25 protein-coding genes are annotated in these 25970 nt (G+C 29.6%); 17 read left to right on the forward strand and 8 right to left on the reverse strand.

Annotation, left to right across the window (positions count from 1 at the left end; all coding sequences use genetic code 11):
- Nucleotides 1-1006: 1006 nt before the first annotated feature.
- From WG951_RS09080 to WG951_RS09110, 7 genes are all read left to right on the forward strand, one after another.
- Nucleotides 1007-1822 (forward strand): sensor histidine kinase, encoded by an 816-nt coding sequence (locus tag WG951_RS09080; RefSeq protein ID WP_105050103.1) that lies wholly within the window; start codon nt 1007-1009, stop codon nt 1820-1822.
- The gene (locus tag WG951_RS09085; RefSeq protein ID WP_105050102.1) at nt 1806-2489 is read left to right on the forward strand and encodes a response regulator transcription factor; all 684 of its coding nucleotides are present in this window, start codon (nt 1806-1808) and stop codon (nt 2487-2489) included. Before WG951_RS09080 ends, WG951_RS09085 begins: the two co-directional genes overlap by 17 nt.
- Nucleotides 2490-2629: 140 nt before the next feature.
- Nucleotides 2630-2986, forward strand: a complete 357-nt coding sequence (locus tag WG951_RS09090; protein WP_105050101.1) for a hypothetical protein — start codon at nt 2630-2632, stop codon at nt 2984-2986.
- Between the two features lie 25 nt (nt 2987-3011).
- Entirely contained in the window at nt 3012-3578 is a 567-nt protein-coding gene (locus WG951_RS09095; RefSeq protein ID WP_105050100.1) for a phage tail protein, read from the forward strand.
- 63 nt (nt 3579-3641) lie between these two features.
- Entirely contained in the window at nt 3642-4739 is a 1098-nt protein-coding gene (locus WG951_RS09100) for an ABC transporter substrate-binding protein (protein WP_105050099.1), read from the forward strand.
- Nucleotides 4740-4871: 132 nt separating this feature from the next.
- Nucleotides 4872-8300 carry a T9SS type A sorting domain-containing protein gene (locus WG951_RS09105; RefSeq protein ID WP_105050098.1) on the forward strand — a complete coding sequence of 1143 codons (3429 nt, stop codon included), beginning with the start codon at nt 4872-4874 and terminating at the stop codon, nt 8298-8300.
- A 27-nt stretch (nt 8301-8327) separates the two neighbouring features.
- The gene (locus WG951_RS09110) at nt 8328-8495 is read left to right on the forward strand and encodes a hypothetical protein (RefSeq protein ID WP_170062924.1); all 168 of its coding nucleotides are present in this window, start codon (nt 8328-8330) and stop codon (nt 8493-8495) included.
- Between the two features lie 64 nt (nt 8496-8559).
- Here WG951_RS09110 and WG951_RS09115 read toward each other — a convergent pair whose 3' ends face one another.
- The 6 genes from WG951_RS09115 to WG951_RS09140 form a co-directional block, all read right to left on the reverse strand.
- A complete protein-coding gene (locus WG951_RS09115; protein WP_105050097.1) occupies nt 8560-9165 on the reverse strand; it encodes a DUF4230 domain-containing protein in 606 nt (201 codons plus the stop codon).
- Nucleotides 9166-9207: 42 nt separating this feature from the next.
- On the reverse strand, nt 9208-9822 hold the full coding sequence (locus WG951_RS09120) for a lipoprotein signal peptidase (RefSeq protein WP_105050096.1): 615 nt from the start codon (nt 9820-9822) through the stop codon (nt 9208-9210).
- A gap of 43 nt (nt 9823-9865) precedes the next feature.
- Nucleotides 9866-10522 carry a hypothetical protein gene (locus WG951_RS09125; protein ID WP_105050095.1) on the reverse strand — a complete coding sequence of 219 codons (657 nt, stop codon included), beginning with the start codon at nt 10520-10522 and terminating at the stop codon, nt 9866-9868.
- Nucleotides 10523-10594: 72 nt separating this feature from the next.
- Nucleotides 10595-10972 carry a TraR/DksA family transcriptional regulator gene (locus WG951_RS09130; RefSeq protein WP_105050094.1) on the reverse strand — a complete coding sequence of 126 codons (378 nt, stop codon included), beginning with the start codon at nt 10970-10972 and terminating at the stop codon, nt 10595-10597.
- Between the two features lie 5 nt (nt 10973-10977).
- Entirely contained in the window at nt 10978-14385 is a 3408-nt protein-coding gene (ileS, locus tag WG951_RS09135) for an isoleucine--tRNA ligase (protein WP_105050093.1), read from the reverse strand.
- A 170-nt stretch (nt 14386-14555) separates the two neighbouring features.
- Nucleotides 14556-15317: a TerB family tellurite resistance protein gene (locus WG951_RS09140; protein WP_105050092.1), complete on the reverse strand. Its 762-nt coding sequence runs from the start codon at nt 15315-15317 to the stop codon at nt 14556-14558.
- Between the two features lie 362 nt (nt 15318-15679).
- Between WG951_RS09140 and WG951_RS09145 the strand changes: the two genes are divergently transcribed.
- The 5 genes from WG951_RS09145 to WG951_RS09165 all read left to right on the forward strand — a co-directional run bounded on the left by WG951_RS09145 (nt 15680) and on the right by WG951_RS09165 (nt 19967).
- Nucleotides 15680-16090 carry a BrxA/BrxB family bacilliredoxin gene (locus tag WG951_RS09145; RefSeq protein ID WP_105050091.1) on the forward strand — a complete coding sequence of 137 codons (411 nt, stop codon included), beginning with the start codon at nt 15680-15682 and terminating at the stop codon, nt 16088-16090.
- 199 nt (nt 16091-16289) lie between these two features.
- The gene (locus tag WG951_RS09150; protein WP_105050090.1) at nt 16290-17246 is read left to right on the forward strand and encodes a hypothetical protein; all 957 of its coding nucleotides are present in this window, start codon (nt 16290-16292) and stop codon (nt 17244-17246) included.
- 9 nt (nt 17247-17255) lie between these two features.
- Entirely contained in the window at nt 17256-18398 is a 1143-nt protein-coding gene (locus tag WG951_RS09155; RefSeq protein WP_105050089.1) for a hypothetical protein, read from the forward strand.
- Between the two features lie 12 nt (nt 18399-18410).
- Nucleotides 18411-19253: a universal stress protein gene (locus WG951_RS09160; protein WP_105050088.1), complete on the forward strand. Its 843-nt coding sequence runs from the start codon at nt 18411-18413 to the stop codon at nt 19251-19253.
- Between the two features lie 54 nt (nt 19254-19307).
- Nucleotides 19308-19967, forward strand: a complete 660-nt coding sequence (locus WG951_RS09165) for an HD domain-containing protein (protein WP_105050087.1) — start codon at nt 19308-19310, stop codon at nt 19965-19967.
- Between the two features lie 44 nt (nt 19968-20011).
- Here the strand turns inward: WG951_RS09165 and WG951_RS09170 are convergent, their stop codons facing one another.
- The gene (locus WG951_RS09170; protein WP_105050086.1) at nt 20012-20884 is read right to left on the reverse strand and encodes an AraC family transcriptional regulator; all 873 of its coding nucleotides are present in this window, start codon (nt 20882-20884) and stop codon (nt 20012-20014) included.
- 215 nt (nt 20885-21099) lie between these two features.
- Between WG951_RS09170 and WG951_RS09175 the strand changes: the two genes are divergently transcribed.
- From WG951_RS09175 to WG951_RS09195, 5 genes are all read left to right on the forward strand, one after another.
- On the forward strand, nt 21100-21672 hold the full coding sequence (locus WG951_RS09175; RefSeq protein WP_146105299.1) for a hypothetical protein: 573 nt from the start codon (nt 21100-21102) through the stop codon (nt 21670-21672).
- A 292-nt stretch (nt 21673-21964) separates the two neighbouring features.
- Entirely contained in the window at nt 21965-22537 is a 573-nt protein-coding gene (locus tag WG951_RS09180; protein ID WP_245893543.1) for a hypothetical protein, read from the forward strand.
- A 258-nt stretch (nt 22538-22795) separates the two neighbouring features.
- Entirely contained in the window at nt 22796-23380 is a 585-nt protein-coding gene (locus tag WG951_RS09185; RefSeq protein ID WP_340914068.1) for a hypothetical protein, read from the forward strand.
- A gap of 258 nt (nt 23381-23638) precedes the next feature.
- Nucleotides 23639-24223: a hypothetical protein gene (locus WG951_RS09190; protein WP_340914069.1), complete on the forward strand. Its 585-nt coding sequence runs from the start codon at nt 23639-23641 to the stop codon at nt 24221-24223.
- A 276-nt stretch (nt 24224-24499) separates the two neighbouring features.
- Nucleotides 24500-25084, forward strand: coding sequence for a hypothetical protein (locus WG951_RS09195; protein ID WP_105050083.1), 585 nt, complete (start codon nt 24500-24502; stop codon nt 25082-25084).
- A 69-nt stretch (nt 25085-25153) separates the two neighbouring features.
- Here the strand turns inward: WG951_RS09195 and WG951_RS09200 are convergent, their stop codons facing one another.
- A complete protein-coding gene (locus tag WG951_RS09200; protein ID WP_105050082.1) occupies nt 25154-25927 on the reverse strand; it encodes an enoyl-CoA hydratase/isomerase family protein in 774 nt (257 codons plus the stop codon).
- Between the last annotated feature and the right edge of the window lie 43 nt (nt 25928-25970).

Below are 25970 nucleotides of genomic sequence, written 5' to 3' on the forward strand. Positions count from 1 at the left end.
ACTCTGGTTTATTCCTCTATTTAAGTTGCAGCACACTATTATTTGTTGCTGGTAATATAAAATCTTCCTTAAAAGAAGTTCTTTGGTATTCTAATGTATCTCTATATTTAGTTTACCAAATCTTAATCTTTATAGAATGGTATAAAAATTTTAAATCAAAAAAAAACATAAAAAATAGTACTTTTATAAAACACGAATAGAAATTTATAAATACAAATAACTAAATGACTTTTGATGAATTTCTTACAAATGGTGGCTATTTTTTTTTAGCCATAAACACCCTTTCATTTATAATAAGTTATACAAAAAAAGACAAAGCTTTAAAGTACTTTATTATGTATCTAATACTTTGTTGTACAATTCAGTTTTATTCCTCGTATTTATTTCATTTAAAAGAACATAATCTTTTTTTAAGTCACTATTATTTTATTGGTCAGTTTATTCTTTTAAGTCTATTCTTTTCCACATTGTTTAAAGTAAAAAAATATAAGATTGTTAATAGGTTTTTAATCTTTTTGGTTGCATTGTCTTTAATCATATACCTTAAAGTAAATCCTAAGATTTATATAAAATGGTCTGAATTAGAAATTGTTATCACTTCAATACCCCTAATAATTTATAGTTTTTACTTTTTTATAAGAAGGATAGATTCTAATACAAGTAAAAAATACATTTACTTTAACTCTGGTTTTTTTATATACACACTTTGTAGCACACTAATTTTTACATTAGGTAATATTGGTAGTAAAGAGGTAAAAACATATGTTTGGTTATTTAATAATATTTTATACTTTATTTTTCAGATTGCTATTTTTATAGAATGGTATCAAAATTTTAAAAGACCTATCCGCTTTAAAAACAACTAATAATTTAAAAACCTTAAAAACAATCAACTAGGTAAAAACCCCTGTTTTTAAATTTAGGTTTTTTTAATCGTGTAACGACAACTATCTTTATATAAAAAATTATTCCGTAAATTCGTTTTTGGCGTTTTTAAAACCTCATAATGGAAGAATTTTTTGCTCAAGAAAATCAAGTGATAACAATAGTATTAATAGGTGTTTTAATGCTTCTTCTAATGGGAGTTGCTTTGCTATTATTTTTCTTCTTCTCTAGAAAAAAAATAGTGGAAAAAGAATTAGAAAAAAGAAATTTAGAAGTTACACATCAAAAAGAAATTATACAATCTATTATTATAACGCAAGAAGAAGAACGTAAACGTATTGCACAAGATTTACATGATGATATTAGCTCTAAACTAAATGTAATTAACCTTAATGCAAATCTTTTAAAAGACGGAGAATTATCGCCAGAAGAATACCTAATTGTTAATAATGGCATCTTAGAAGCAACAGACAAAACCTTAGAAAGTGCCCGTAAAATTGCGCACAATCTATTACCACCTATTTTAGAAGAATTTGGTTTTAAAGATGCTGTTGAAGAACTAGCAGACACCTTTAATAATAGTAGAAAAATTAACATTGCATACACTATTAACTACCCCAACAAATATTTAAACCCACAAAATGAATTACACCTATTTAGAATTACACAAGAGTTAATTAACAACTCTGTAAGACATGGAAAAGCAAATAATAGCACCATACACATTTCTCAAAAAAACAATAAATTAATTTTTAGCTATACAGACAATGGAATTGGTTTTAATACTGATAACATAGATAATAAAAAAGGTCTTGGTATGAAAAATATAGAAAGTAGAATTTCTTTATTAAACGGACAGTATAGTATTGGTAGTGAAATAGGCAACGGTTTTAAAATTTTAATTGTAATATACCCTCAAGATGATGAAAAAAATTAATATTATAATTGCTGATGATGAAGAACTTTTTAGAAAAGGAATTCGTTTTTTATTAGAAAGAGAAGAAAATCTTACTATTTCTTACGAAGCAGAAAATGGCAAAAAACTAATAGACTTTATTTCTACTACTACAGAAAAGCCAGACATTATTTTAATGGATTTAAAAATGCCAGAAATAAATGGTGTAGAAGCCACTAAAGTTATCCATAAAAAATATCCAGAAATTAAAATAATTGCCCTAACTAGTTTCGATGGAAAATCTTTTATTACCAACATGATAGATGTTGGCGCTTCTTCTTACCTACTTAAAAATACGAGTCCTAAAATGGTCATTCATACCATTAATGAAGTAAGTAAAAAAGGGTTTTATTACGATGAAAAGGTATTAAAGATTATTCATGAGAATATTATTTCATCTAGTGGAAAACGTATAAAAAGCGATTTAGATAAAAAGCTGCTTTCTAAAAGAGAAATAGATGTATTAGAGTTAATTTGCGACCAATATACCACCGCAGAAATTGCAGACAAACTTTTTATAAGCCCTAGAACCGTAGAAGGGCATAGAAACAATTTACTTCTTAAAACACAATCTAAAAATGTAGCTGGTTTGGTTATTTACGGAATTCAAAAAAAATTAATAGAGATTACACCAGATTTTAATCTTTAAATAAAGTCTCTTTTTATAAAACGGGTATAAAAACCTAATCAACAAGTACTTATACCCGTTTTTCCATTAGGGTCTTAGCACCTTTAAGCCCTTTAAATCTTACTAGTATATTTGAAATTCGTTTAACTAAAACTTATTTTATGTATACATTAACAGTAAAAAATGATTACCTCTATGACATTGGCTCTTCCAACGGAGTAACCATAGCCAAAGAAGGAGGTAATATGGTATTTAACAACAGAGGATCTATCTATTTTATGGTTCCTGGCTTAGGGCAAATTAACTTTATAGATTTAGGAGACAAAAAACTAGATGGTTACCCAACACCAAAAGAAACCTGGGGCGTATTAGTTAGAACTCTTACTACCGAAGCTTATTATAGATACGAAGGTGGAGGTGAACTAACTGCAACAATAGATCATCTTGGTACATTACATCTAAGCACCACAAACGGAACAATGATACCTATTAGCCTACAAGAACTTATTATAAACTAAATTACTAACTACTAAAAATAAAATTATGGATCCATTTATAGGACAAATTCAGCCGTTTGGTTTTAATTTTGCACCAAGAGGTTGGGCAAAATGCGACGGACAACTTATTGCTATTTCATCTAACTCTGCCTTGTTTTCTCTTTTAGGAACAACCTTTGGTGGAGATGGTAGAACATCTTTTGGGCTTCCAGATTTAAGAGGAAGAAGTATTGTACACATTGGTCACGGCCCAGGTTTAAGCTCAATTAACTGGGGAGAAAGAGGCGGAACAGAGCAACTTTACGTTACACCAGCAAACATGCCTTCTCATTCTCATGCTCTAGTTAATGGGGTTGCAAACGTAGATGTATATACTACAAATAATAATAACCCTACACAAGAATCAGATAACGGTACAAATACCCTTGGTACTTCTGGGAGTATGCCTGATATTTATAGAGAAAACCCAACAACAGCAGATAAATTAGGAGGAGTTAATATTTCTGGAGCAACAACAGCTACAGGAGGTAATATTCCCATACAAAGTAGAAATCCTTTTTTAGGTATTAACGTATGTATTGCAGAGTTTGGAATCTTTCCTTCTAGAAGCTAATAACATTAATCAAAAAAATAAAGGGAATTCTAAAGAGTTCCCTTTTTATTTAAAAGATAAAAAGTGAAAAATATAGGCGTATTATTACCAATGTCAAAGGCATACCCTAAAATGGGAAAAGAGTTTCTAAATGGTTTAAAACTGTCTTTGGGAGAAAAAGTAAATCTTAAAATAGAAGGAATTGGTTTAGCAACTAACTCTAAATCAATTATTAATAGTTTTCAAAAATTAGTAAACCAAGAAGATGTTTTAATTACAACTGGCTTGTTAGGACATTATGATTTAAAGGATATTCTAGATTTTGTAGAAGGTAGCGAAGAACCTTTAATTTATTCAGATATGGGAGCTACAAGACCTATTTCGTTAGAAGGAAAAAACTACGTTTGGTGTAATTCTTTTGATCTTTATGGTTCTACTTCTAAATTAGGTGAATATTTATTAAATAACGGACTTAACAATATTGGTATTTCTACCTGTTACTATGATACTGGCTATGGTTTTATCGAAGCCCTAGAAAAAACACTTTATACTGATAAAAAAGGAAAATTTGCAGGACACTACATTACACCTATAAAACCACGTAAAAATGAAGCCCAAATTATGAGCCAATTTGCCAAAGAAATTAAAGCTGATGCTATTTTTGCTTTTCACAACGGTATTTACGCTCAAGAACACGCAACCTTTTTAAAAGAAAGTAAAATCTACAAAACAACTCCTTTATTTACTGGGCCATTTACAATAGAAGATAAAGTACTAGACCAGTTTCCGTTAATCTTTGATGGGGCAAGATGTTTAACAACTTGGTCTGAAATAGTAGCCTCTAATGAAAATAAAGTTTTTATCGATAAATACCAAGAAACATATTATAAACGTCCGTCTATATTTGCTTTATTAGGATATGAAAACGGACTCCTAATTAAAGATTTTTTAGACGAAAAAACAAAACCAGAAGAAACCAAATTAATTGGACCACGAGGATCTTTAAAAACAAATCTCTTAACAAAGAGAACTAATTTTGAGCAAAATCTTTTAGAGTTACGCTATAAAAATGGTAAATATCATAAACTCATTAAAGAAAAATTTAAACCTTATCAATATCAAATAGGTACAGAGAAAAAAAACAGCATAGGAGGATGGCACAATGCTTATCTATGCCATTAAACAATTAAAAGTAAGTTACTTATTTTAAAAACAGGTATAAATACCCGTTTTGTAAAACCTATGAGGTTTGTAATTTTGGTTTTCATAAAAAACCACATATTTTAAACTATTAAACGCCTAAACCAATTAATTATGAAAAAACTACTATTTTTTTTAACTATTATAGGAATCTTATCTATTCCTAAATCTTTTGCTCAATTAGTTGCAGGAGACATCGCATTTATAGGAATGAATGCAGATGGTCCTGAAGGCTATTCATTTATTACATTAACTGACATTCCTGGAAATGAGATAATTTTTTTCTCTGATAGAGGAATTGTAAGTAATAACTCCTATTTATTGGGAGATGAAGGAACTTATAAATTTACGGCACCTTCATCTGGTATTCCATGCGGAACAATTGTTTCTTTTGATGAAAATACTGTAGACGTATACACTATCAGCGGTGTTAATGGTGCTTTAATGACAAAATTAACAGGACCAGCAAACTTTGGTACCGCAGATCAGGTATATGCATATCAAACTAGTGGAAATACAATCTCGGTTACACCAGCTGACGCAACTTTTATTGCTGGTATACAAGGTGAATATGACGTTCTTACTGTAGACCCTATAACTAAATGGTCACAGGCTGGATCGGTTACAAATACAAGTAGATCCATTATTCCTCCAGGTTTAACAAATGGTGTAAACTGTATTTCAGTAACTCCATCAGGGCCAGAAAAAGACAATTTACGTTATAAAGGAACACTAACAGGAACAAGTACTTATTTAAGAGCAGAAATAAATAACCATCTAAATTGGGAAACTACTGATAATGGTTCTTATAATATTACACCATCTGGGTATAATACCCCTGCCGTAACCTGTGTAGCTCCTTGTAGCCAACCAGATGTTGCCACAGTAACCTTTTCTCCAGCCACTATCTGTGAAGGAGGTACAGCTACCCTAAATATAGCAGGAAATTTAAATGACGCTACAGAATGGAGCGTTTATACAGGCGCTTGTGGAGGAACTCTTATAGGCACTACTACTGGTACATCTATAAATGTTACACCAACCTCGCCAAGTACTACTTATTTCGTAAGAGGAGAAGGTGGTTGTACAACAGCTAGTTCTTGCGGTAGTGTTACAATTACTACAACAACAGCAGATAATGCTAATTTTAATTATGGTTCTACTACTTTTTGTACAAGCGATAGCGATCCTACTCCTACAATTACAGGTTTAGCAGGTGGTAATTTTTCTAGTACTGCTGGTTTATCAATTAACACAAATACAGGACAAATAGATCTTTCTGCCTCTACACCAAATACATATATTGTTACGTATACAACAGCCGGAACTTGTTCTAATAGCTCCAATGTTTCTGTTACTATTAACCCTTTAGATAATGCTACATTCGCTTATTCTAATATTTCATATTGTGCAAATGATACAGACCCAACTCCTACAATTACGGGGCTACCAGGTGGGGCTTTTACTTCAAGTGGAGGTTTATCTATTAATGCAAGCACAGGACAAGTAGATCTTTCTGCTTCTACTCCTGGTTTCTATATTATAACCTATATAACAACAGGAGCTTGTAATAATAGTTCAAATGTTCCTTTTATTGTTGATGCTGTAGATGATGCTTCATTTTCTTATTCTGCTGCTTCATATTGTGCAAATGACCTAGACCCAACTGCAAATATTACTGGCGCTTCAGGTGGAACTTTTTCTTCTACTGCTGGTTTATCTATTAATACTAGTACAGGACAAATAGATCTTTCTGCTTCTATCCCAAACACGTATACTATTACCTATGCAACATCAGGAACTTGTTCTAATAGTTCAAATGTTTCTGTTACTATAAATGCTTTAGACAATGCTAGTTTTAATTATGCAGCTGCTAGCTATACAAATAATGACACAGACCCAACACCTACAATTACAGGTATACCTGGTGGAACTTTTTCTTCTACCGCAGGGTTAAGTCTAAATACTAGTACCGGAGAAATAGATCTTTCTGCATCAACACTAGGTACATATACAATTACTTACCAAACAACAGGGGCTTGCCCTAATAGTGCAAGTGTTTCTGTAACAATACAAACAAGTGTGGTTACCTGGACTGGAACATTAAATAATGATTGGAATGATACACAAAACTGGAACCCAGCTATTGTACCTCCTGCAAATGCAGACATTATTATTCCAAGTAGTCTAAATAATTACCCAACAGCAAGCAACGCAGTTACATTTAACAGTTTAACCATTAATTCTGGAGCCTCTTTTATACCACAAAGTACCGTAACCGGCTCCGTAACTTTTAAAAGAAATATACCAACAACAAATTGGTATTTAGCATCTACACCTATTGCAAATGAAACATTACAAAACATAATAGCAAATAATACTTTTGCAACCGGTACAGGTGTTAATATTGGTATTGGTAGCTATTCAAATGATGGAGCCACACCTTGGTTCTACGCTAATACAGCTAGTACCGGCAACTTTATTCCAGGATTAGGTGTGTCAATAAAACTAGATACCCCTAATGATTTATCATCTACGGGTAATTTAAATACTTCTAACGTAATGTTTCCTGTATCAGCATCGGGTTCTAGAAATAAATTTAATTTAATTGGTAATCCTTATACAGCTTATGTTAACTCAGATAACTTTGCAAGCGTAAATACAGATAAACTTACAGAAAAAACAGTTTGGTTATGGAATGGAACTGAATATAAATCATACAATTCTATAGACCCAATTGAAATTGCACCAGGACAAGGTTTCTTTGTAGAAGCTTCTACAGACGGAGCAATAGCATTTTCTACTGCTAATAGAAGTCATCAAGGTACAGATACTTTTATGAGACAAACTCCTAAAACATCTTTTGAATTGTTTATTGAAAATAACGATACAAAAAAATCTACTAAAGTTTTCTACGTAGCAGGTAAAACTACAGATTTTGACAATGGATACGACTCTAAAATGTTTAACGGTGTTTCCTCTGATTTTGAAGTATTTACTCAATTAGTTTCTAATAATAAAGGAAAAAATTTAGCAATACAAACATTACCAGATGCTAATTATGATAGTATGGAGATTCCTGTAGGAATTAAAGCTGCAGCGGGTAAGGAGATTACTTTTTCTTTAAACGCATCAAACTTTAATGATGATCTAAAAATATTTTTAGAAGACAGACTTACAAATACCTTTACTCCTTTAAATGAAGCAAACAGTACTTATAAAGTTACTTTATCTAAAAATTTAGACGGAATTGGTCGTTTTTACATTCATACAACCAATAGCACTTTAAGTATAGATGGAACGGTAACTTTAGAAAACACAAGCATTTATAAATTAGATAATACTACTTTAAGAATAGCCGGTTTACCACAGGGTAATGCTAACATTAAGTTGTACAGTATGCTTGGTAAACAAGTAGTAAAAACTACTTTTACTTCTAACGGAACTAAAGATATTGCCTTACCGCTATTAGCCAAAGGTGTTTACCTTGTAAAACTTGAAACTGAAAAAGGAAAGTTAAACAAAAAAATAATTTTAGAATAATAGCTATCATTTTAAAGACTAAACATCATGAAAAAAAATATAAAAACTTCAAAAGATATTACGCGTAAAGAAGCAATTAAAAGAATAGGAAACTATGGTAAGTATGCTGCTTTAACAGCATTAGGCACTTATTTAATTCTAAACCCACAAAAAGCGCAAGCTTCTTCTCCAGAAGCTCCGGGAGGAGGTTTTTAATAAAAAAGTAAGATAATTACACATCTTAAAAGGCTATCAAATTAATTTTTGATAGCCTTTTTTTTTAATCTTTAACCTTTATAAAATCATTAAAAAAACCAGAACTCGTATTATCTACCACTTGCCAATTGTAAATTGTAGAAAGTTGGTATATTTTAGACAACTCTTCAAATAATCTTGTTTTAGCTTTTTCTTTTAAATCGGTTACTTCTATTGTTTCTTTAATTTTATCAATGCTATTTTTATTTATTTTATTTAACTCTTCTTTAGAAAAAGTATTAAATTGACTTTGTTGTAAATCAAAATATTTTACATCCGGAGCAATTACAATAGCAACATCTGGAATTTTGTTGATCATAATTTTCTTACCAACAGAATCTATTTGAATTTCTAGTTTAGATAAATCATAACCAACCTCTACAACTGCATTAACAGTAACAATGGCTTTTTTATCAAAAGAAAGATAATCATAAAAATATTTTTTAGAATCAGAATAATTATAAACTTCAGAAAAAACACCCTTAGAAACCACCAATTTGCTAAGGTTTTTAATAGAGTTTACAACCACTTGTATTTCTTCTTGTTTGTGGTTTTCTTCTTTTTTATAGCACCAAAAATTGGCAATAAAAAATCCAACAGAAAAAACAATAAGGTATTTTAGAAAGCGCATTTTTTTAAACTTTCTTTAAAGGTAGTAAAATTGAAAAAGAGATTACTCTTTTACAACCTCTTCTTTAGGGAAAGCTTGTTTACTAAATATAAATAACAAAGCAACTCCAACACTAATAAAAGCATCTGCTGGGTTAAATATATATTGAAAAAAAGTAAAGAATTCTCCTCCTATTACAGGGATCCAATCTGGTAAAACGCCTTCCCATAAGGGAAAATAAAACATATCTACTACTCTACCATGAAATAATTCTCCATAAGGTTTGTCTGCAAAAAGTGTCGCTACTTTATGGCTAGACCCATCAAAAATAACTCCGTAAAAAACAGAATCTATAATATTACCAACTGCCCCAGAAAAAATTAAACCAATAGCAATAATAACAGCGTTGTGTACTTTTTTCTTGATATTTTGTACCAACCAATAGATAATTCCTGTTACGGCAACCAACCTAAACAATGTTAAAAAAAGTTTCCCTGCTTTACCACCAAACTCAAACCCCATTGCCATCCCATTGTTTTCAACAAAATGTATTTTAAACCAATTAAAAACAACCACTTCTTCTCCTAAAACAAAATGGGTTTTTACGTATATTTTTATAATTTGATCTAAAATAATTGCAATAAGTATCGTTAATATAGCAAGACTCTTTTTTGACATTTTTCTTTAATTTGTACTCACAAAAATAACAATATTATTGTGTTTATTGGGTGGTTAAGAAAATATTAGCTTTTATAGAATTTATGCTAATCATTTCATCTGATTTTTCTTCCTTTTTTTGATGTAAATTTTCAACTATAACATCGTTAATTTTTATCTTACCCTTTTTAGAAACTATATCTATATTGGCTTTATTAACAGCTGCATAAAGGTTACCTGCATACATTTTAACCCTTAAACTTGCGTAAATAGTATGCAATTTTAAAATCCCTTTTTCAATATAAATATTTAAATCTCCTTGGTAACTTTTAGTTTCAATATTTATTTCATCACCAAAAATGGTGATTTTTTTATTTTTTGGAATCTTTATAACAACACTTGCTCTATGCAATCTTTCTGTAATAAATTTTCTAAAAACTTTTTCTTCAGTTATATTTTCTGGTATTTTAAACTGAATTTTCAGCAAACCATATGCTTCTTTAGAAACAATCTGTTGATCCGCTACGTTTTCTGCTATTAAGTAAACCTCTACAAAATTAGACGTTGAATTTTCAATCACAAGATCATCTAACCCAAGTGTAGAAATTTCTATTTCTTTAGATTGAGTTTCAAACTTTTTTAAAACTTTCTTTTGCGATAAAACTACAGAAGAAATTAATAAAAAGAATACAAAAACTTTAGACCTTGCAACAACAAACATTCTTTGAATAGTTTAAATAAAAAAAGCTCCTTATAAAAGAAGCTTTTAGATAATTATATTTTAATAAAACGATTATTGTTTACGTTTTGCCTCTATACTTAAAGTTGCATGAGGTACTATTTTTAAACGTTCTTTTTGTATTAATTTACCCGTTACTCTACAAACACCATACGTTCTATTTTCTATACGTAACAAAGCATTTTTTAAATCTCTAATAAATTTTTCTTGTCTAATAGCCAACTGAACATTTGCTTCTTTGTTCATTACTTCAGAACCTTCGTCAAAAGATTTAAACGAATGAGAAGTATCATCTGTACCATTATTAGAATCATTTTTATATGCAGCTTTTAACAAAGCTAAATCTTCTTCTGCTCTCGCTATTTTTTTTTCTATAATTGCCTTAAACTCTTGTAAGTCTTCCGCTGAATATTTTGATTTTACTTCTGACATAACTCTTACATTTTTTCTATTAATATTCTACTTTTTATGGTATCAAATTCAATTTCTGTACCATTTTCTAACACATCCACAAAAACTAATTCTTTAGTTAATGTTTCACTCATAATGTACTCCTTATTATCTATGATAGATTTCTGTAAGTTCTCAAAATTTAAAACCGTCAACTTTATTCTATCTGTTACTTCTAAACCAGTGTCTTTACGTGCATTCTGAATTCTGTTTACCAATTCTCTAGCAACTCCTTCTTTACGTAATTCTTCTGTTATTGTAACATCTAAAGCAACTGTTAACGCTCCTTCATTTGCAACCAACCATCCTTCTATATCCTTAGATGATATCTCTACATCCGAGAGCTCCAAAATAATATTTTTTCCATTAATGTCAAGAAGAATGTTTTTATCTTTTTCTATTTTGTTAATATCTTCTTGATTAAACTTCTGAACCTCGGCAGCTATAAAGCGCATATCTTTTCCAAACTTTGGGCCTAATGTTTTAAAATTCGGCTTAATTTGTTTGATTAAAATATCTGAAGCGTCATCTAAAATCTGAATTTCCTTAATGTTTACCTCGTTCTTAATTAAGTTTGCAACGGCTAAAATTTCTTCTTTCTGTTGTTCACTATCAACAGGAATCATAATTTTTTGTAATGGTTGACGCACTTTAATCTTTTCTTTTGCTCTAAGTGATAAAACTAAAGATGATATAATTTGTGCATTTTCCATTTTACGCTCCAAGCTTTTATCAACAAAACTTGCATCGTATACTGGAAAATTAGATAAATGTATACTTTCTGATGTTTCTTTACCGGTTACAGAGTTTAAATCTTGATACAATCTGTCCATAAAAAATGGCGCAATTGGCGATGCTAATTTTGCAATCGTATTCATACACGTGTATAAAGTTTGATATGCAGAAATTTTATCTGTTTGATAATCTCCTTTCCAAAAACGTCTTCTACTTAAACGTACGTACCAGTTACTTAAGTAATCTTGAGTAAAATCACTTATTGCTCTAGCAGCTCTTGTAGGCTCATATTCTTCGTAGAATTTATCAACCTTAGCAATTAAAGTATGTAATTCTGATAAAACCCAACGGTCTATTTCTGGTCTTTTTTCTAAAGGAATATCTGCTTCTTCATAAGAAAAACCATCAAGATTTGTATATAAAGTAAAAAATGAATAGGTGTTATATAAAGTTCCGAAGAATTTACGTTTTACCTCTTCAATTCCATCTAAATCAAATTTTAAATTGTCCCAAGGGTTTGCATTTGCAATCATGTACCAACGTGTTGCATCTGCTCCATACGTTGATAATGTTGTAAAAGGATCTGTTGCATTTCCTAGACGTTTAGACATTTTATGTCCGTTTTTATCTAAAACCAAACCGTTAGAAACTACGTTTTTATACGCTACAGAATCAAAAACCATGGTTGCAATTGCATGTAAAGTATAAAACCAACCACGTGTTTGGTCTACTCCTTCTGCGATAAAATCTGCAGGAAAAGATTCGTTTCCATCAATTTTTTGTTTGTTTTCAAACGGATAATGCCATTGTGCATAAGGCATAGAACCAGAATCGAACCAAACATCAATTAAATCGCTTTCACGTTTCATTGGTTGTCCAGATGCTGAAACTAATACAATTTCATCCACAATATTTTTATGTAAATCTATTTTCGCATAGTTTTCTTCCGAGTTATTATCAACTTCAAAATCTTCGAAAATGTCTTTTGCTAAAACACCAGCAGCTACAGCATTCGCCATTTCTTCTTTTAATTCTTTAACAGAACCAATACAAATTTCTTCTTTACCATCTTCTGATCTCCAGATTGGTAATGGAATTCCCCAATAACGAGAACGAGATAAATTCCAATCATTTGCATTTGCCAACCAGTTTCCAAAACGACCTGTACCTGTAGATTCAGGTTTCCAGTTAATGGTTTTGTTTAAAGAGTGCATTCTATCTTTAACATCGGTTACTTTAATAAACCAAGAATCTAATGGATAATATAAGATTGGTTTATCTGTACGCCAACAATTAGGATAACTGTGTTTGTATTTTTCTACTTTAAAAGCTTTATTTTCTGTTTTTAACTTAATAGCCAATTCAACATCAATAGATCTTTCTGGTGCTTCGCCATCATTATAATATTCGTTCTTTACATATTTACCTGCAAATTCGCCCATTTCTGGTCTAAATTTTCCTTGTAAATCTACTAAAGGAACTAAATTATCGTTTTCATCTTTTACCAACATTGGCGGAATTGGTGGCACTGCTTGTTTTGCAACCATTGCATCATCTGCTCCAAAAGTTGGTGCGGTATGTACAATTCCTGTTCCGTCTTCTGTAGTAACAAAATCTCCAGCAATTACTCTAAAAGCATCTTGCGGATTATCGTTTGGCAAACAGTAATCTAAAACGGGTTCGTATTTAATATCAACTAAATCTTTACCAACAAACTCTTTAATAACGTGGTAAGGTATTTTTTTATCACCTGCATTATAAGTACTTAGTTCTTCTGTAGTTTCTACTTCTACATTGTTTTTACCTGCAAATTGTTTTCCAACTAATTTTTTAGCTAAAATTACTTTAATAGGTTCAAATGTATATTGATTAAACGTTTCTACTAAAACATATTCTATTTTAGGTCCAACCGTTAATGCTGTATTACTTGGCAATGTCCAAGGTGTAGTTGTCCAAGCTATAAAATAAACAGTTCCTTCATTTTGTAAAAAACCTGGAAGTGTGTTTGCTACTGCTTTAAATTGTGCAACAACTGTGGTATCTGTTACATCTTGGTATGTACCTGGTTGATTTAACTCGTGAGAGCTTAAACCCGTACCCGCTTTTGGCGAATAAGGCTGAATTGTATATCCTTTATAGATTAACTTTTTGTTGTAAATTTCTTTTAAAAGCCACCAAACAGATTCCATATATTTAGGTTCGTAGGTAATGTATGGATCTTCCATATCTACCCAATATCCCATTTTATTGGTTAGGTCATTCCAAATATCAGTATAACGCATTACCGCTTTTCTACAAGCAGCATTATAATCTTCTACAGAAATTTTCTTACCAATATCTTCTTTGGTAATTCCTAATTCTTTCTCAACACCCAATTCTATTGGCAAACCATGTGTATCCCAACCAGCTTTTCTTTTTACCTGAAAGCCTTTCATGGTTTTATAACGTGGAAAAATATCTTTAATAGCTCTTGCTAAAACATGGTGAACTCCTGGAAGTCCGTTTGCAGAAGGAGGGCCTTCAAAAAACACAAAAGGTTTTGCATTTTCTCTTGAGGTTACACTTTTTTCAAAAATGTTATTTTCTTGCCAATAATTAAGAATTTCTTCTGCTACTTTTGGTAAGTCAAGTCCTTTATATTCAGGAAATTTCGCTTTCATCATATCTATTTTCTGATAAGATTGCGAAATTAAGGATTTTCTTCTAATTTTAGTCAGTTGAAAGTAGCAAAGTTTAAGGTAAAAAAGTAGCAAAACTACAAAGTGGCAAAATTAAAACCTTAGTTGGGTTTAACTTTGCCACTTTAAAACTTATAATGTTGTTCTAGTATTTACAAGCCTCTTTCTTTTTTTATTTGTTCGTAAGCTGCCTGTATGCTCTGAAACTTTTCGTTGGCACCTTTTAAATGTTCTTCTCCTAAACCTTGTAATTTATCTGGATGGTATTTTTTTACCATTTTTCTGTAACCACTTTTTACCTCTGCATCTGTGGCTGTTTTTTCTAGTTCTAAAATTTTATAAGCATTCTCTGAAGAATCATAAAACATGGCTTTTATAGATTCAAAATCATTTTGATTGATGTATAAATAGCCCGCAATTTTTCTAATTTCTTCTACTTCTGTTTCTGACACAAATTGATCTGCTTTTGCAATACCAAACAAAAAGTGCAACAATTGTAAACGTGATGCATGCGACATGTTTTGTCTGATTTGAATACAAACCTGACGTGCAGAAACTTGCTTTTTTATAATTCCGTTAAAAAGTTTAAACGCATTGTTTGCTCTTTCTTTACCATACATCCCCACAAATTGAGCACGTACAAAATCTAGCTCTCTTTGATCTACTTTTCCGTCAGATTTTATTACTATGGATGCCAAAACAAGTAAACTCATTTCAAAATCTCCAGATTGTGTGTCTGCAGTACTTCTACTACCTCTTTGTCTGCTTCTTTCGTAATCTAGTTGTTCTTCATTTAAATCTTTTTCTGAAAAACCATCTACAAAACTACCTACTGCAAAACCAATGGCTGCACCTATTGGACCCCCAAAAGTAAATCCTAAACCTGCTCCTAACCATTTTGTAAAACTTCCCATTTATTTATTTTTTTAAAGAGGCAAAGTTACAAAGTTATTTAGTTGAAATGTAAAACGTTTTAAAGTTTATAAAGCCAAAGGGTTCTTATGCATGAAGGATTGTAGCATTTGTTTGAGCTCTTTTTTGTTTTTCTCAAAAAAAGCGAGTGCCTTTCGACTTCGCTCAAGATAAACTCGAAGCCTAACCATTTTTAAATAAAAGTGTAGTGACAACGAAACTTTTATTTAAAAATGGGCATGCCCAAAAATAAAAAGAACTTTATGATATCAATTTTATTGATGTTTCTATTGATACTACCATTTTTAAGTATGTTGAATTTTGTAAAACAAATACCTATCTTTGCATTTTAAATTTAGAAAATATGTATCCAGAAGAATTAGTAAAACCAATGCGCGATGAGTTAATCAAAGCTGGTTTTGAAGCATTATATACAAGTGAAGATGTTGAAAACGCAATGTCTAAAAAAGGAACAACTTTAGTGATGGTAAACTCTGTTTGTGGTTGTGCAGCAGGTACTGCTAGACCAGGGGCAATTGCTTCTCTTGGGGCTGAGAAAACACCAACAAACTTAACAACTGTTTTTGCAGGTGTGGAAAAAGAATCTACACAAAGAGCACGTGAGTTTATGGTACCTTTTCCTCCATCATCGCCAGCAATTGCATTGTTTAAAGATGGTAATTTAGTGCACATGCTAGAGCGCCACCATATTGAAGGTAGATCTGCACAAATGATTGCACAAAACTTAGCGCAGGCTTACGAAGAGTTTTGTTAATCTTTAAAAGAAACAAGATTAAAACCACGTAAATTACGTGGTTTTTTTATGTCTTATAATTACGTATCTACCCTACCAAAAACCCTAAAAACTTAAAAAACAAAACTTTACATTTATTTAAATTTTAAATAACATAGCCCCTTTAATAAAAAAGTTCCTTTGTTTAGTATTTATACTTTTTAACTAACTTATTTTATTTATGGAAATAACAGTAATGTATTTAGGTTTTATCTTAGCTGCTTACTCAGTTGTAGGAAACGACACAATACAAACGTTAGGTACTTTTTTAAGTTCTAATGAACGTAAAAAATGGTGGGTTTTGTGGATTTTTGCGGGTAGCATATTAACTATAACCTTAATTTACGGATACTTTACACACAATGGAGATGTCTCTTATGGTAGGTTGTCTAAATATCCATTACCAGAACCATTTGCTTGGTATTATATTTTACCTCCAATAGTGTTAATGATTTTAACTCGAACGGGAATTCCTGTAAGTACCTCTTTTTTAATACTTACTTTTTTTAATGAAAAGAATTTAACGGATATGGTTTTAAAATCTATGTCTGGATATTTAGTCGCTTTTGGAACCGCAATTGTATTGTATTTAATCATATCTAAAACTGTTGAAAAGAAATTTATTGAAAATCCGATTACAAATAGTCAGAAAAATATATGGACCGCCTTACAGTGGTTATCTACAGGTTTTTTATGGTCGCAATGGTTAATTCAAGATTTTGCAAATATTTACGTGTACCTACCAAGGTCTTTAAATATTTGGGAACTGGCAGGTTCTTTAATTATTATTTTAGGACTTTTAGCTTTTATAATTGCTTCTAAAGGTGGAGCAATACAAAGCATTATCCGTTCTAAAACAAATACGGTAGACATACGTGCTGCTACTTTAATTGACTTTACTTATGGTATTGTACTTTTCTATTTTAAAGAATTAAACAACGTACCTATGAGTACTACTTGGGTATTTATAGGGATTTTAGCAGGTAGAGAAATTGCATTAAACTTAGTATTGCGTAAAAATGATGCTCGTAAAGAAATGTTTAAAAGTTTAGGTAAAGACTTATTTAAAGTATCTATAGGACTTATAGTAAGCATACTACTTGTTTATGGCGTAAAATTTTTAGCAACTTCATTTTAAGGCTGAACTATGAAATTAAAAACGCATATTTTACTTAGCTCTTTATTTTATTTTTCTATTTTTTGTAATGCTCAAATACAGAAAAATGGTATTGACACCGAAGAAAAAGGAATTGTAGTAGCAGACTTTCTTAAAATGTCTGGTAATTGGTTTATTGCTTATAGAGACGGTATTGCACAAACACAGGCTGATGATGAAAAAGGTCTTGTAAATGAACATAAAAGTGCATTTGTTTTAAAACGAAGTTACTTTACTTTAAAAAAAGATTTAAACGAAACCTTTTCCGTAAGATACACCATGGATTTGACAGTAGACAGAGATGGACCTGATGCTGGTAATATAGAAACAAGATTAAAATACCTTTATGTTAAAGCCAAACCTAATTTTAATAGTACCGTATTTACAGGAAACTGGTTAGAAGTTGGTATGGTTCATACACCTTGGTTAGATTATGAGCAAAAAATAAACACGTACAGAGTACAAGACAATATGTTTATTGAAAGAAATAAAATTTTTAATTCTGCCGATTTTGGTGTAACTTTTGGTGGTAATATTGGCCCCAAAATGGATGAAAAATTCTTAAAAGAAATTAACGGAGCTATGCCTGGTAAATACGCCAGTTATGTAATTGGTATTTATAACGGAGCAGGATATTCTGGTGAAGAAAAAAATAATAATAAAGTAATTTCCGGACGTTTATCTGTTAGACCATTTGCTAATACATTACCAGAACTTCACCTAAGTGGTTATTTTAATATTGGAAAAGGAAATAATGAAGAAGCACCAGATTTTAACCAGGTTTTGGGTTTTATAACTTATACAGGAAAACAACTAACCTTAACAGCACAAACACATAAAGGTGTTGGAGATTTTAGAGCGAGTTATTTATATGAAGGCACCAACAAACCTATTAAAAATAATGGATATAGTTTTTTTGGGGAATATAAGATTAAGAAATCTCCATTAGCCATTTGGGGAAGATACGATTCCTTTCACTTAAAAACAGATGATTTTAGAGGTACTAAACGTTATATTGGAGGAGTGTCTTACACCGTTAATAAATATTTACGATTAATTTTAAATGCAGAACATAACGACAAAGCATTAAACGAAAATAATATTTATGAACTAAATCTAGAAGTATCATTTTAAAAACACATTAGCATGAAAAATATATTGTTTCCAACAGACTTTTCAGAAATTTCTTTAAACGCTTTTGCATACGCTATGGCATATGCTCAAAAATTAGAAGCTACTTTAATTGTGTATCACTCTTACCACGAAGACACTTCGGTAGATGAAAAAACGCAATCTATTTATGATAAAATAGATATCGATAATTTTAGAAATAAAAAAGATAAATTTCCACCCTTCGAAAAACTTATTAAAGCTAGTAAAAAAGGAAATTTAAAAGTAAAATATATTGTAGATCAAGGTATTTTTGTAAACTCCTTATTTAAATATGTTGCCAAACGAGATGATAAAATTGAAATCATTATAATGGGAACACGTAATACAGGAAACAGTAGTCTCTTTAATATTTTTATGGAAACGGATACTATTAAAATTTTAGAAGAAATAGACAAACCTGTTATTGCCGTTCCTGCAAAAGCCAAATTTGATGGAGACCTTAATAACATTATGTTTTTAGTAGATTATAGAGACGAAGAAATTGTACCTCTAGAAAAATTAACTAAAATTGCAAAAGAATTCAGTGCTCAATTACATGTTGTACACTTCGATTTAGCCCACGGAGAATCTATTACTCCTTTAATGAATAAGTTTAAGGAAAACCTAACTGTTAATTACAAAAAAACAAAATTTATTTCTATTGATAGTATAAACCTAAAAGGATCATTAACAGAATATTGTCAAAAAAACGAAATAGATATGGTGTGTTTATTAAACCAAGAACGTAACTTATATCAGCGATTATTTACCTTTAGTTTAGCAGAAGATTTAATAAATCATATAGACATTCCGGTGATGGCTATTTATCTAAAATAATTTTTAAATCAAAAGGAAACTAAGACCTAAGTTCATTTTTAATATTTTTGTAAAATGAATAAAACCAACATTATAAATAATACCATTGCTTTTGTTAAGAAAGAATTAGAAAATGCAGAAGGAGGACACGATTGGTTTCATATAGAGCGTGTTTATAAGAATGCTATTTTAATTTCTAAAGAAGAAAAAGTAGATGCTTTTGTGGTTTCTTTAGGAGCTTTATTGCATGATATTGCAGACCCTAAATTTTATAATGGTGATGAAACTGTTGGCCCTAGAATGGCAGCTACTTTTTTAGAGAGGCAAAAAGTTGACAACGAGATAATAGAACATGTTGTTAGTATTATCAACCATATTTCTTTTAAAAATTCTTTTGATAAAAAGGTAAAAACATTTACTTCTAAAGAATTAGAAGTGGTACAAGATGCAGACCGATTAGATGCTATTGGGGCCATAGGTATTGCTCGATGTTTTAATTATGGTGGATTTAAAAATAGAGCACTTTATGATCCAGAAATTTCTCCGAATTTAAACATGACTAAAGAAGAGTACAAAAGTTCTTCTGCCCCAACCATAAATCACTTTTACGAAAAACTATTACTTTTAAAAGATAAAATGAACACTCTTTCTGGGCAAAAAATTGCTGCAGATAGGCATTCTTTTATGGTAAATTTTTTAGAACAATTTGATGATGAATGGAATGGTATTAAGTAGTTTTTTAGCTCTATTTTAACCTACGTTTATATATACGCTATTTTTTATTGCACCAAACTAATCATTTCACTTCTATATTTTGATGCTGATTTTCCTGTAAATTCTTTAAACAACTTATTAAAGTGAGAAAAATTATTAAATCCGCATTCAAAACAAATATCTGTAATACTTGTTTGACTTTCTGATAGTAATTTAGTTGCGTGTACAACCCTATATTCATTTACTAATTTTGTAAACGTTTTACCTGTTGTTTTCTTAAAAAACCTACAAAATGCAGGAACCGTCATACTCACTAAATTAGAAATTTCATCTAAACTAATATGTTGATTAAAGTTCTCGTTTATATGTTTAAAAATAATATCTATTTTACTACTATCTTGCGGTTGTGTTTCAAAAGCAAAACCATCTGCATTTAAAAGCGTATAATCTTCAGACTTAGAAAGGGTGTGTAATATTTCTAATAAAATTAAAATTTGCTTAAAACCTTTCTTTTCAGATATTTTTTCAATCCTTGGCCCTAATTTTTCTTTGGTTTTTACACCAAAAAGAATACCCTTTTTGGCTTTTTCAAACAAAATACTAATAGGTTTCATCTCTGGTACTTCAAAAAAATCTTCTCCTAAAAAATCTGGTTTAAATTGCACTAACGTTTCAGAACCATTTGTGGTTAACCTATCTGTAAATCCATTATGTGGCAAGTTAGAACCTATTAATAACAACTGACTATTATTAAAGTATGATAAATGATTACCAATATGTCTTTTACCCTTACCTTTATTTACATAAACTAATTCTATTTCTGGGTGAAAGTGCCAAAATGCCTTTATTTGCTTTAAAAACTCAGTATGTTTTTTTACCAGTATAGAGCTTCCAAAATCTGGACTAATTTTTTCTAAAGTTGGTTTCACATTCATCATATTCCTATTTTAAATCAAATTTACAACACTATTTTCTAAAAAGCTGTATAAAATTAACAAAATTATACTCTAAATTAACTTTACTTTGTTTTAACATATAAATAACAGATAATTTAGCATACAAATATGCCAATACTGATGTTTTCTTAGCAAAACTTCTGCCATAAATTTGCAGTGTTATTAATTTATAAAATAACTAAAAGATGAAAACAAAAATGAAAATAGTTATAATAGTAGCATTAATGTTCGGAACATTAATTGGATACGCAAACAATAATATAAGTGACAACGATCTTAAAGCTAAGAAAACAGTAAAGGTTGAATTTAATAATGTAAAAAAAGGACAAACTTTAACCATTAAAAATGGTGAAGGGGTAGCTGTTTATAATAATGAAATTAAAAATTCTGGAAATTATTCTAAAACTTTTGATTTTTCTGCTTTAGAAGACGGAATTTATACTGCGGAATTAAATAAAGATTTTGAAATTATTATCAAACAATTTTTCGTTAAAAATGGTTTGGTTACTTTTTTAAACAATAAAAATGAAAAAGTTTTTAAACCAGTAATTAGAGTAGAAAATAATTTACTGTATGTTTCTAAAATTGCTTTTAATAATGAACCTTTAAAAGTTGCTATCTATTATAATAATGAAGAAATTTTATCTGATACAATAGAAGGTAATCAAATCTTAAAAAGAATCTACAAATTATCGGAAGGACAAAATGGTAATTATAAAGTTATCGTTAGTACTAATGATAGATCTTATGTAAAGAATCTTACAATATAAAAATTTAGTTAATTGTTTCGTCAAATTACTGCTATAATTTGATGGTAAAAGCGAGTCCAAAAGGACTCGCTTTTTATTTGTAAAACACTTTTACACACAATATTCTCTATACTTCAAAATTATTTACAATTAACACAAATATATTCTATTTTAACTTAACAATTAATTTACAAAGCCTTAACGTGTTAATTTAGAGTATTTATTTACCAATTCTGTTGTTTTTAAAACAAAACTTCTACCATAAATTTGCAGTGTTATTAATATTTAAAATAACCAAAAGATGAAAACAAAAATGAAAAAAATTATAGTAGTAGCATTAATGTTTGGAACATTAATTGGATACGCAAACGAGCATACAAACAACAATGATCTTGAAGCAAAGAAAACTGTTAAAGTAGAATTTACTAATGTAAAAAAAGGACAAACTCTAAGTATTAAAAACAACCAAGGTGTAACTGTTTACAATAATGAAATTAAAAATTCTGGAACTTATTCTAAGACTTTTGATTTTTCTGCTTTAGAAGACGGAATCTATGCAGCTGAATTAAATAAAGATTTTGAAATTGTAATTAAACAATTTTACGTTAAAAATGGTTTGGTTACTTTTTTAAACAACAAAAACGAAAAAGTTTTTAAGCCTGTTGTTAGAGCAGAAAAACATTTATTATATGTTTCTAAAATTAATTTTAATAACCAACCTCTAAAGATTGTTATTTATTATAAAAATGAAGCGATTCTTTCTGAAACTATTGAAGGAGAAAAATTCTTAAAAAGAGTGTATAAATTATCAGAAAATGAAGCTGGTAATTACAAAGTAATTATTAGCACAAATGATAGATCTTATGCAAAAGATTTTACAATATAAAAATTAAGTTAATTGTTTTATCAAATTACTGCTATAATTTGATGATGATAAAAGCGAGTCCAAAAGGACTCGCTTTTTATTTTAAAACTATTTTCTAAATTACATATAATTACCATAAATATATTCTATTTTAACTTAACAATTAATTTACAACGCATTAACATGTTAATTTAGAGTATTTATTTACCAATTCTGTTGTTTTTAAAACTTAACTACTAACATACCTTTGTAGTGTTATTAATTCTAAAATGAAAAGAAATGAGAACAACTATGAAAACAATTTTAGTAGTAGCATTAATGTTCGGAACATTAATTGGATACGCAAATGAGAATACAGGATCTACAGATGCTGTAACTGTAAAAAGAGTTAAAGTTGAATACAAATCTGTAAAGAAAGGACATGCTTTAACCATTAAAAATGAAAACGGAATTACAATATATAAACAAGTCATTCAAAATTCTGGAACCTATTCTAAAACATTTGATTTAACTAATTTAGAAGATGGTATTTACACCACCGAATTAGATAAAGACTTTGAAATTGATGTAAAAAAATTAGAAGTTAAAGATGGTTTTGTTACCTTCTTAAAAGAAGAAAATAAGAAAATTTTTAAACCTGTAATTAGAGCAGAAGGAGATTTAGTATTAATTTCTAAAATTGATTTTAATAAACAGCCTATAAAAGTAATTCTATATCATGATAACAATCTTATTCATTCTGAAAAGATTGAAGGCAAAGAAATTTTAAACAGAGTTTATAATGTATCTAAAAGAGAAAAAGGAACATATAAAGTAGTTGTTTATGCAGACAATAGAATGTATGTAAAAGATTTTACAATATAAAAATTAAGTTAATTGTTTTATCAAATTACTGCTATAATTTGATGATGATAAAAGCGAGTCCAAAAGGACTCGCTTTTTATTTTAAAACTATTTTCTAAATTACATATAATTACCATAAATATATTCTATTTTAACTTAAAAATTAATCTACAATGCATTAACATGTTAATTTAGAGTATTTATTTACCAATTCTGTTGTTTTTAAAACTTAACTACTAACATACCTTTGTAGTGTTATTAATTCTAAAATGGAAAGAAATGAGAACAACAATGAAAACAATTTTAGTAGTAGCATTAATGTTCGGAACATTAATTGGATACGCAAATGAAAACGTAGAATCTACTAATACAGTAGCGGTAAAAAGAGTTAAAGTTGAATACAAATCTGTAAAGAAAGGACATGCTTTAACCATTAAAAATGAATACGGAATTACAATATATAAACAAGTCATTCAAAGTTCTGGAACCTATTCTAAAACATTTGATTTAACCAATTTAGAAGATGGTATTTACACCACCGAATTAGATAAAGACTTTGAAATTGATGTAAAAAAATTAGAAGTTAAAGATGGTTTTGTTACCTTCTTAAAAGAAGAAAATAAGAAAATTTTTAAACCTGTAATTAGAGCAGAAGGAGATTTAGTATTAATTTCTAAAATTGATTTTAATAAACAGCCTATAAAAGTAATTCTATATCATGATAACAATCTTATTCATTCTGAAAAAATTGAAGGTAAAGAAATTTTAAACAGAGTTTATAATGTATCTAAAAGAGAAAAAGGAACATATAAAGTAGTTATTTATGCAGACAATAGAATGTATGTAAAAGATCTTACAATATAAAAATTAAGTTAATTGTTTTATCAAATTACTGCTATAATTTGATGGTAAAAGCGAGTCCAAAAGGACTCGCTTTTTATTTGTAAAATACCTTACATACAAGATATTCTTATTTATAAATCCTTAATAATTAACATAAATATATTGTATTTTAACTTAACAATTAATTTACAGCACCTTAACGTGTTAATTTAGAGTATTTATTTACCAATTCTGTTGTTTTTAAAACTTAACTACTAACATACCTTTGTAGTGTTATTAATTCTAAAATGAAAAGAAATGAGAACAACAATGAAAACAATTTTAGTAGTAGCATTAATGTTCGGAACATTAATTGGCTACGCAAATGAGAACACAAAATCTACTAATGCAGTAGCTGTAAAAAGAGTTAAAGTTGAATACAAAGCCGTAAAAATAGGACATGCTTTAACTATTAAAAATGAATACGGAATTACAATATATAAACAAGTCATTCAAAGTTCTGGAACCTATTCTAAAACATTTGATTTAACCAATTTAGAAGATGGCATTTACACTACTGAATTAGAAAAAGACTTTGAAATTGATGTAAAAAAATTAGAAGTTAAAGATGGGTTTGTTACCTTCTTAAAAAAAGAAAACAAGAAAATTTTTAAACCTGTAATTAGAACTGAAGGCGATTTAGTATTAATTTCTAAAATTGATTTTAACAAGCAACCTTTAAAAATAGTTTTATATTATGATAACCAAGTTATTCTTTCTGAAAAAATTGAAGGTGAAGAGGTTTTAAACAGAGTTTACAAATTATCTAAATCCGAAAAAGGAGCATATAAAGTTCTTGTGTATACAGATAACAGAATGTATGTAAAAAATTTCAGTATCTAATCTAACAATCTATTTTAATAGACAAAAGAAAGCGAGCCCAATAAGGCTCGCTTTTTATGTATACGCTTTTTAAAAATTAGGTTTTCGCTTCCCTAAAAAAGCGGCAGTACCTTCATTAAAATCTTCTGTACCAAAACATTCTCCAAACTCCTCAACTTCTACATCAAAACCATTAACACCTTCTTCAAAACCAGCATTAATTGCTCTAATTGCTGCAGAAATTGCATCCGAAGAATTCCTTGTAATCTTACCTGCTATTTTTTCTGCTAAAGGTAATAATTCCTCTTGTGTAGTAACATGATTTACCAAACCAGATTCTTTTGCTTCTTCTGCAGAAATCATACCAGCAGTCATAATCATTTCCATGGCTTTTCCTTTACCTACTAATTGCGGCAAACGTTGTGTACCTCCATAACCAGGAATCACCCCTAAAGAAACTTCTGGCAATCCCATTTTAGCATTATCTGACGCCACTCTAAAATGACAAGCCATTGCTAACTCTAAACCACCTCCTAATGCAAAACCATTAATTGCCGCAATTACAGGAATCGATAGGTTTGCTACATAATCGAATAAAATTTCATGTCCAAGTCTAGATAAATTAGCACCTTCTTCTACCGAAAAATCAGCAAATTCAGAAATATCTGCTCCTGCAACAAAAGCTTTATCACCGCTACCCGTTAAAATAATTGCCCTGGTAGTTTCATCATCTTCCAATGCTGCAAAAGCAATATTTAACTCCTTGATAGTCGCCTTATTTAAAGCATTTAATTTTTTAGGCCTGTTGATAGTAATCTGTGCTAAACTATCTTTTTTTTCAACTAAAATATTCTCGAATTTCATCATTTATTTATTTAGTTGCCTATACCAAAAATCATAGGCGATA

Source organism: Polaribacter butkevichii, from assembly GCF_038024105.1.
GTDB lineage: Bacteria > Bacteroidota > Bacteroidia > Flavobacteriales > Flavobacteriaceae > Polaribacter > Polaribacter butkevichii.

Excerpts from the sequence above, each read along its gene's own strand:
- WG951_RS09155 (WP_105050089.1), top strand. The coding sequence starts at position 17,256 with ATGAAATTAAAAACGCATATTTTACTTAGCTCTTTATTTTATTTTTCT.
- WG951_RS09145 (WP_105050091.1), top strand. The coding sequence starts at position 15,680 with ATGTATCCAGAAGAATTAGTAAAACCAATGCGCGATGAGTTAATCAAA.
- WG951_RS09180 (WP_245893543.1), top strand. The coding sequence starts at position 21,965 with ATGAAAAAAATTATAGTAGTAGCATTAATGTTTGGAACATTAATTGGA.
- WG951_RS09140 (WP_105050092.1), bottom strand. The coding sequence starts at position 15,317 with ATGGGAAGTTTTACAAAATGGTTAGGAGCAGGTTTAGGATTTACTTTT.
- WG951_RS09115 (WP_105050097.1), bottom strand. The coding sequence starts at position 9,165 with ATGCGCTTTCTAAAATACCTTATTGTTTTTTCTGTTGGATTTTTTATT.
- WG951_RS09165 (WP_105050087.1), top strand. The coding sequence starts at position 19,308 with ATGAATAAAACCAACATTATAAATAATACCATTGCTTTTGTTAAGAAA.
- WG951_RS09175 (WP_146105299.1), top strand. The coding sequence starts at position 21,100 with ATGAAAATAGTTATAATAGTAGCATTAATGTTCGGAACATTAATTGGA.
- WG951_RS09120 (WP_105050096.1), bottom strand. The coding sequence starts at position 9,822 with ATGTCAAAAAAGAGTCTTGCTATATTAACGATACTTATTGCAATTATT.
- ileS (WP_105050093.1), bottom strand. The coding sequence starts at position 14,385 with ATGAAAGCGAAATTTCCTGAATATAAAGGACTTGACTTACCAAAAGTA.
- WG951_RS09160 (WP_105050088.1), top strand. The coding sequence starts at position 18,411 with ATGAAAAATATATTGTTTCCAACAGACTTTTCAGAAATTTCTTTAAAC.
- WG951_RS09085 (WP_105050102.1), top strand. The coding sequence starts at position 1,806 with ATGATGAAAAAAATTAATATTATAATTGCTGATGATGAAGAACTTTTT.
- WG951_RS09095 (WP_105050100.1), top strand. The coding sequence starts at position 3,012 with ATGGATCCATTTATAGGACAAATTCAGCCGTTTGGTTTTAATTTTGCA.
- WG951_RS09090 (WP_105050101.1), top strand. The coding sequence starts at position 2,630 with ATGTATACATTAACAGTAAAAAATGATTACCTCTATGACATTGGCTCT.
- WG951_RS09080 (WP_105050103.1), top strand. The coding sequence starts at position 1,007 with ATGGAAGAATTTTTTGCTCAAGAAAATCAAGTGATAACAATAGTATTA.
- WG951_RS09195 (WP_105050083.1), top strand. The coding sequence starts at position 24,500 with ATGAGAACAACAATGAAAACAATTTTAGTAGTAGCATTAATGTTCGGA.
- WG951_RS09125 (WP_105050095.1), bottom strand. The coding sequence starts at position 10,522 with ATGTTTGTTGTTGCAAGGTCTAAAGTTTTTGTATTCTTTTTATTAATT.
- WG951_RS09110 (WP_170062924.1), top strand. The coding sequence starts at position 8,328 with ATGAAAAAAAATATAAAAACTTCAAAAGATATTACGCGTAAAGAAGCA.
- WG951_RS09190 (WP_340914069.1), top strand. The coding sequence starts at position 23,639 with ATGAGAACAACAATGAAAACAATTTTAGTAGTAGCATTAATGTTCGGA.
- WG951_RS09130 (WP_105050094.1), bottom strand. The coding sequence starts at position 10,972 with ATGTCAGAAGTAAAATCAAAATATTCAGCGGAAGACTTACAAGAGTTT.
- WG951_RS09150 (WP_105050090.1), top strand. The coding sequence starts at position 16,290 with ATGGAAATAACAGTAATGTATTTAGGTTTTATCTTAGCTGCTTACTCA.
- WG951_RS09185 (WP_340914068.1), top strand. The coding sequence starts at position 22,796 with ATGAGAACAACTATGAAAACAATTTTAGTAGTAGCATTAATGTTCGGA.
- WG951_RS09200 (WP_105050082.1), bottom strand. The coding sequence starts at position 25,927 with ATGAAATTCGAGAATATTTTAGTTGAAAAAAAAGATAGTTTAGCACAG.
- WG951_RS09105 (WP_105050098.1), top strand. The coding sequence starts at position 4,872 with ATGAAAAAACTACTATTTTTTTTAACTATTATAGGAATCTTATCTATT.
- WG951_RS09170 (WP_105050086.1), bottom strand. The coding sequence starts at position 20,884 with ATGATGAATGTGAAACCAACTTTAGAAAAAATTAGTCCAGATTTTGGA.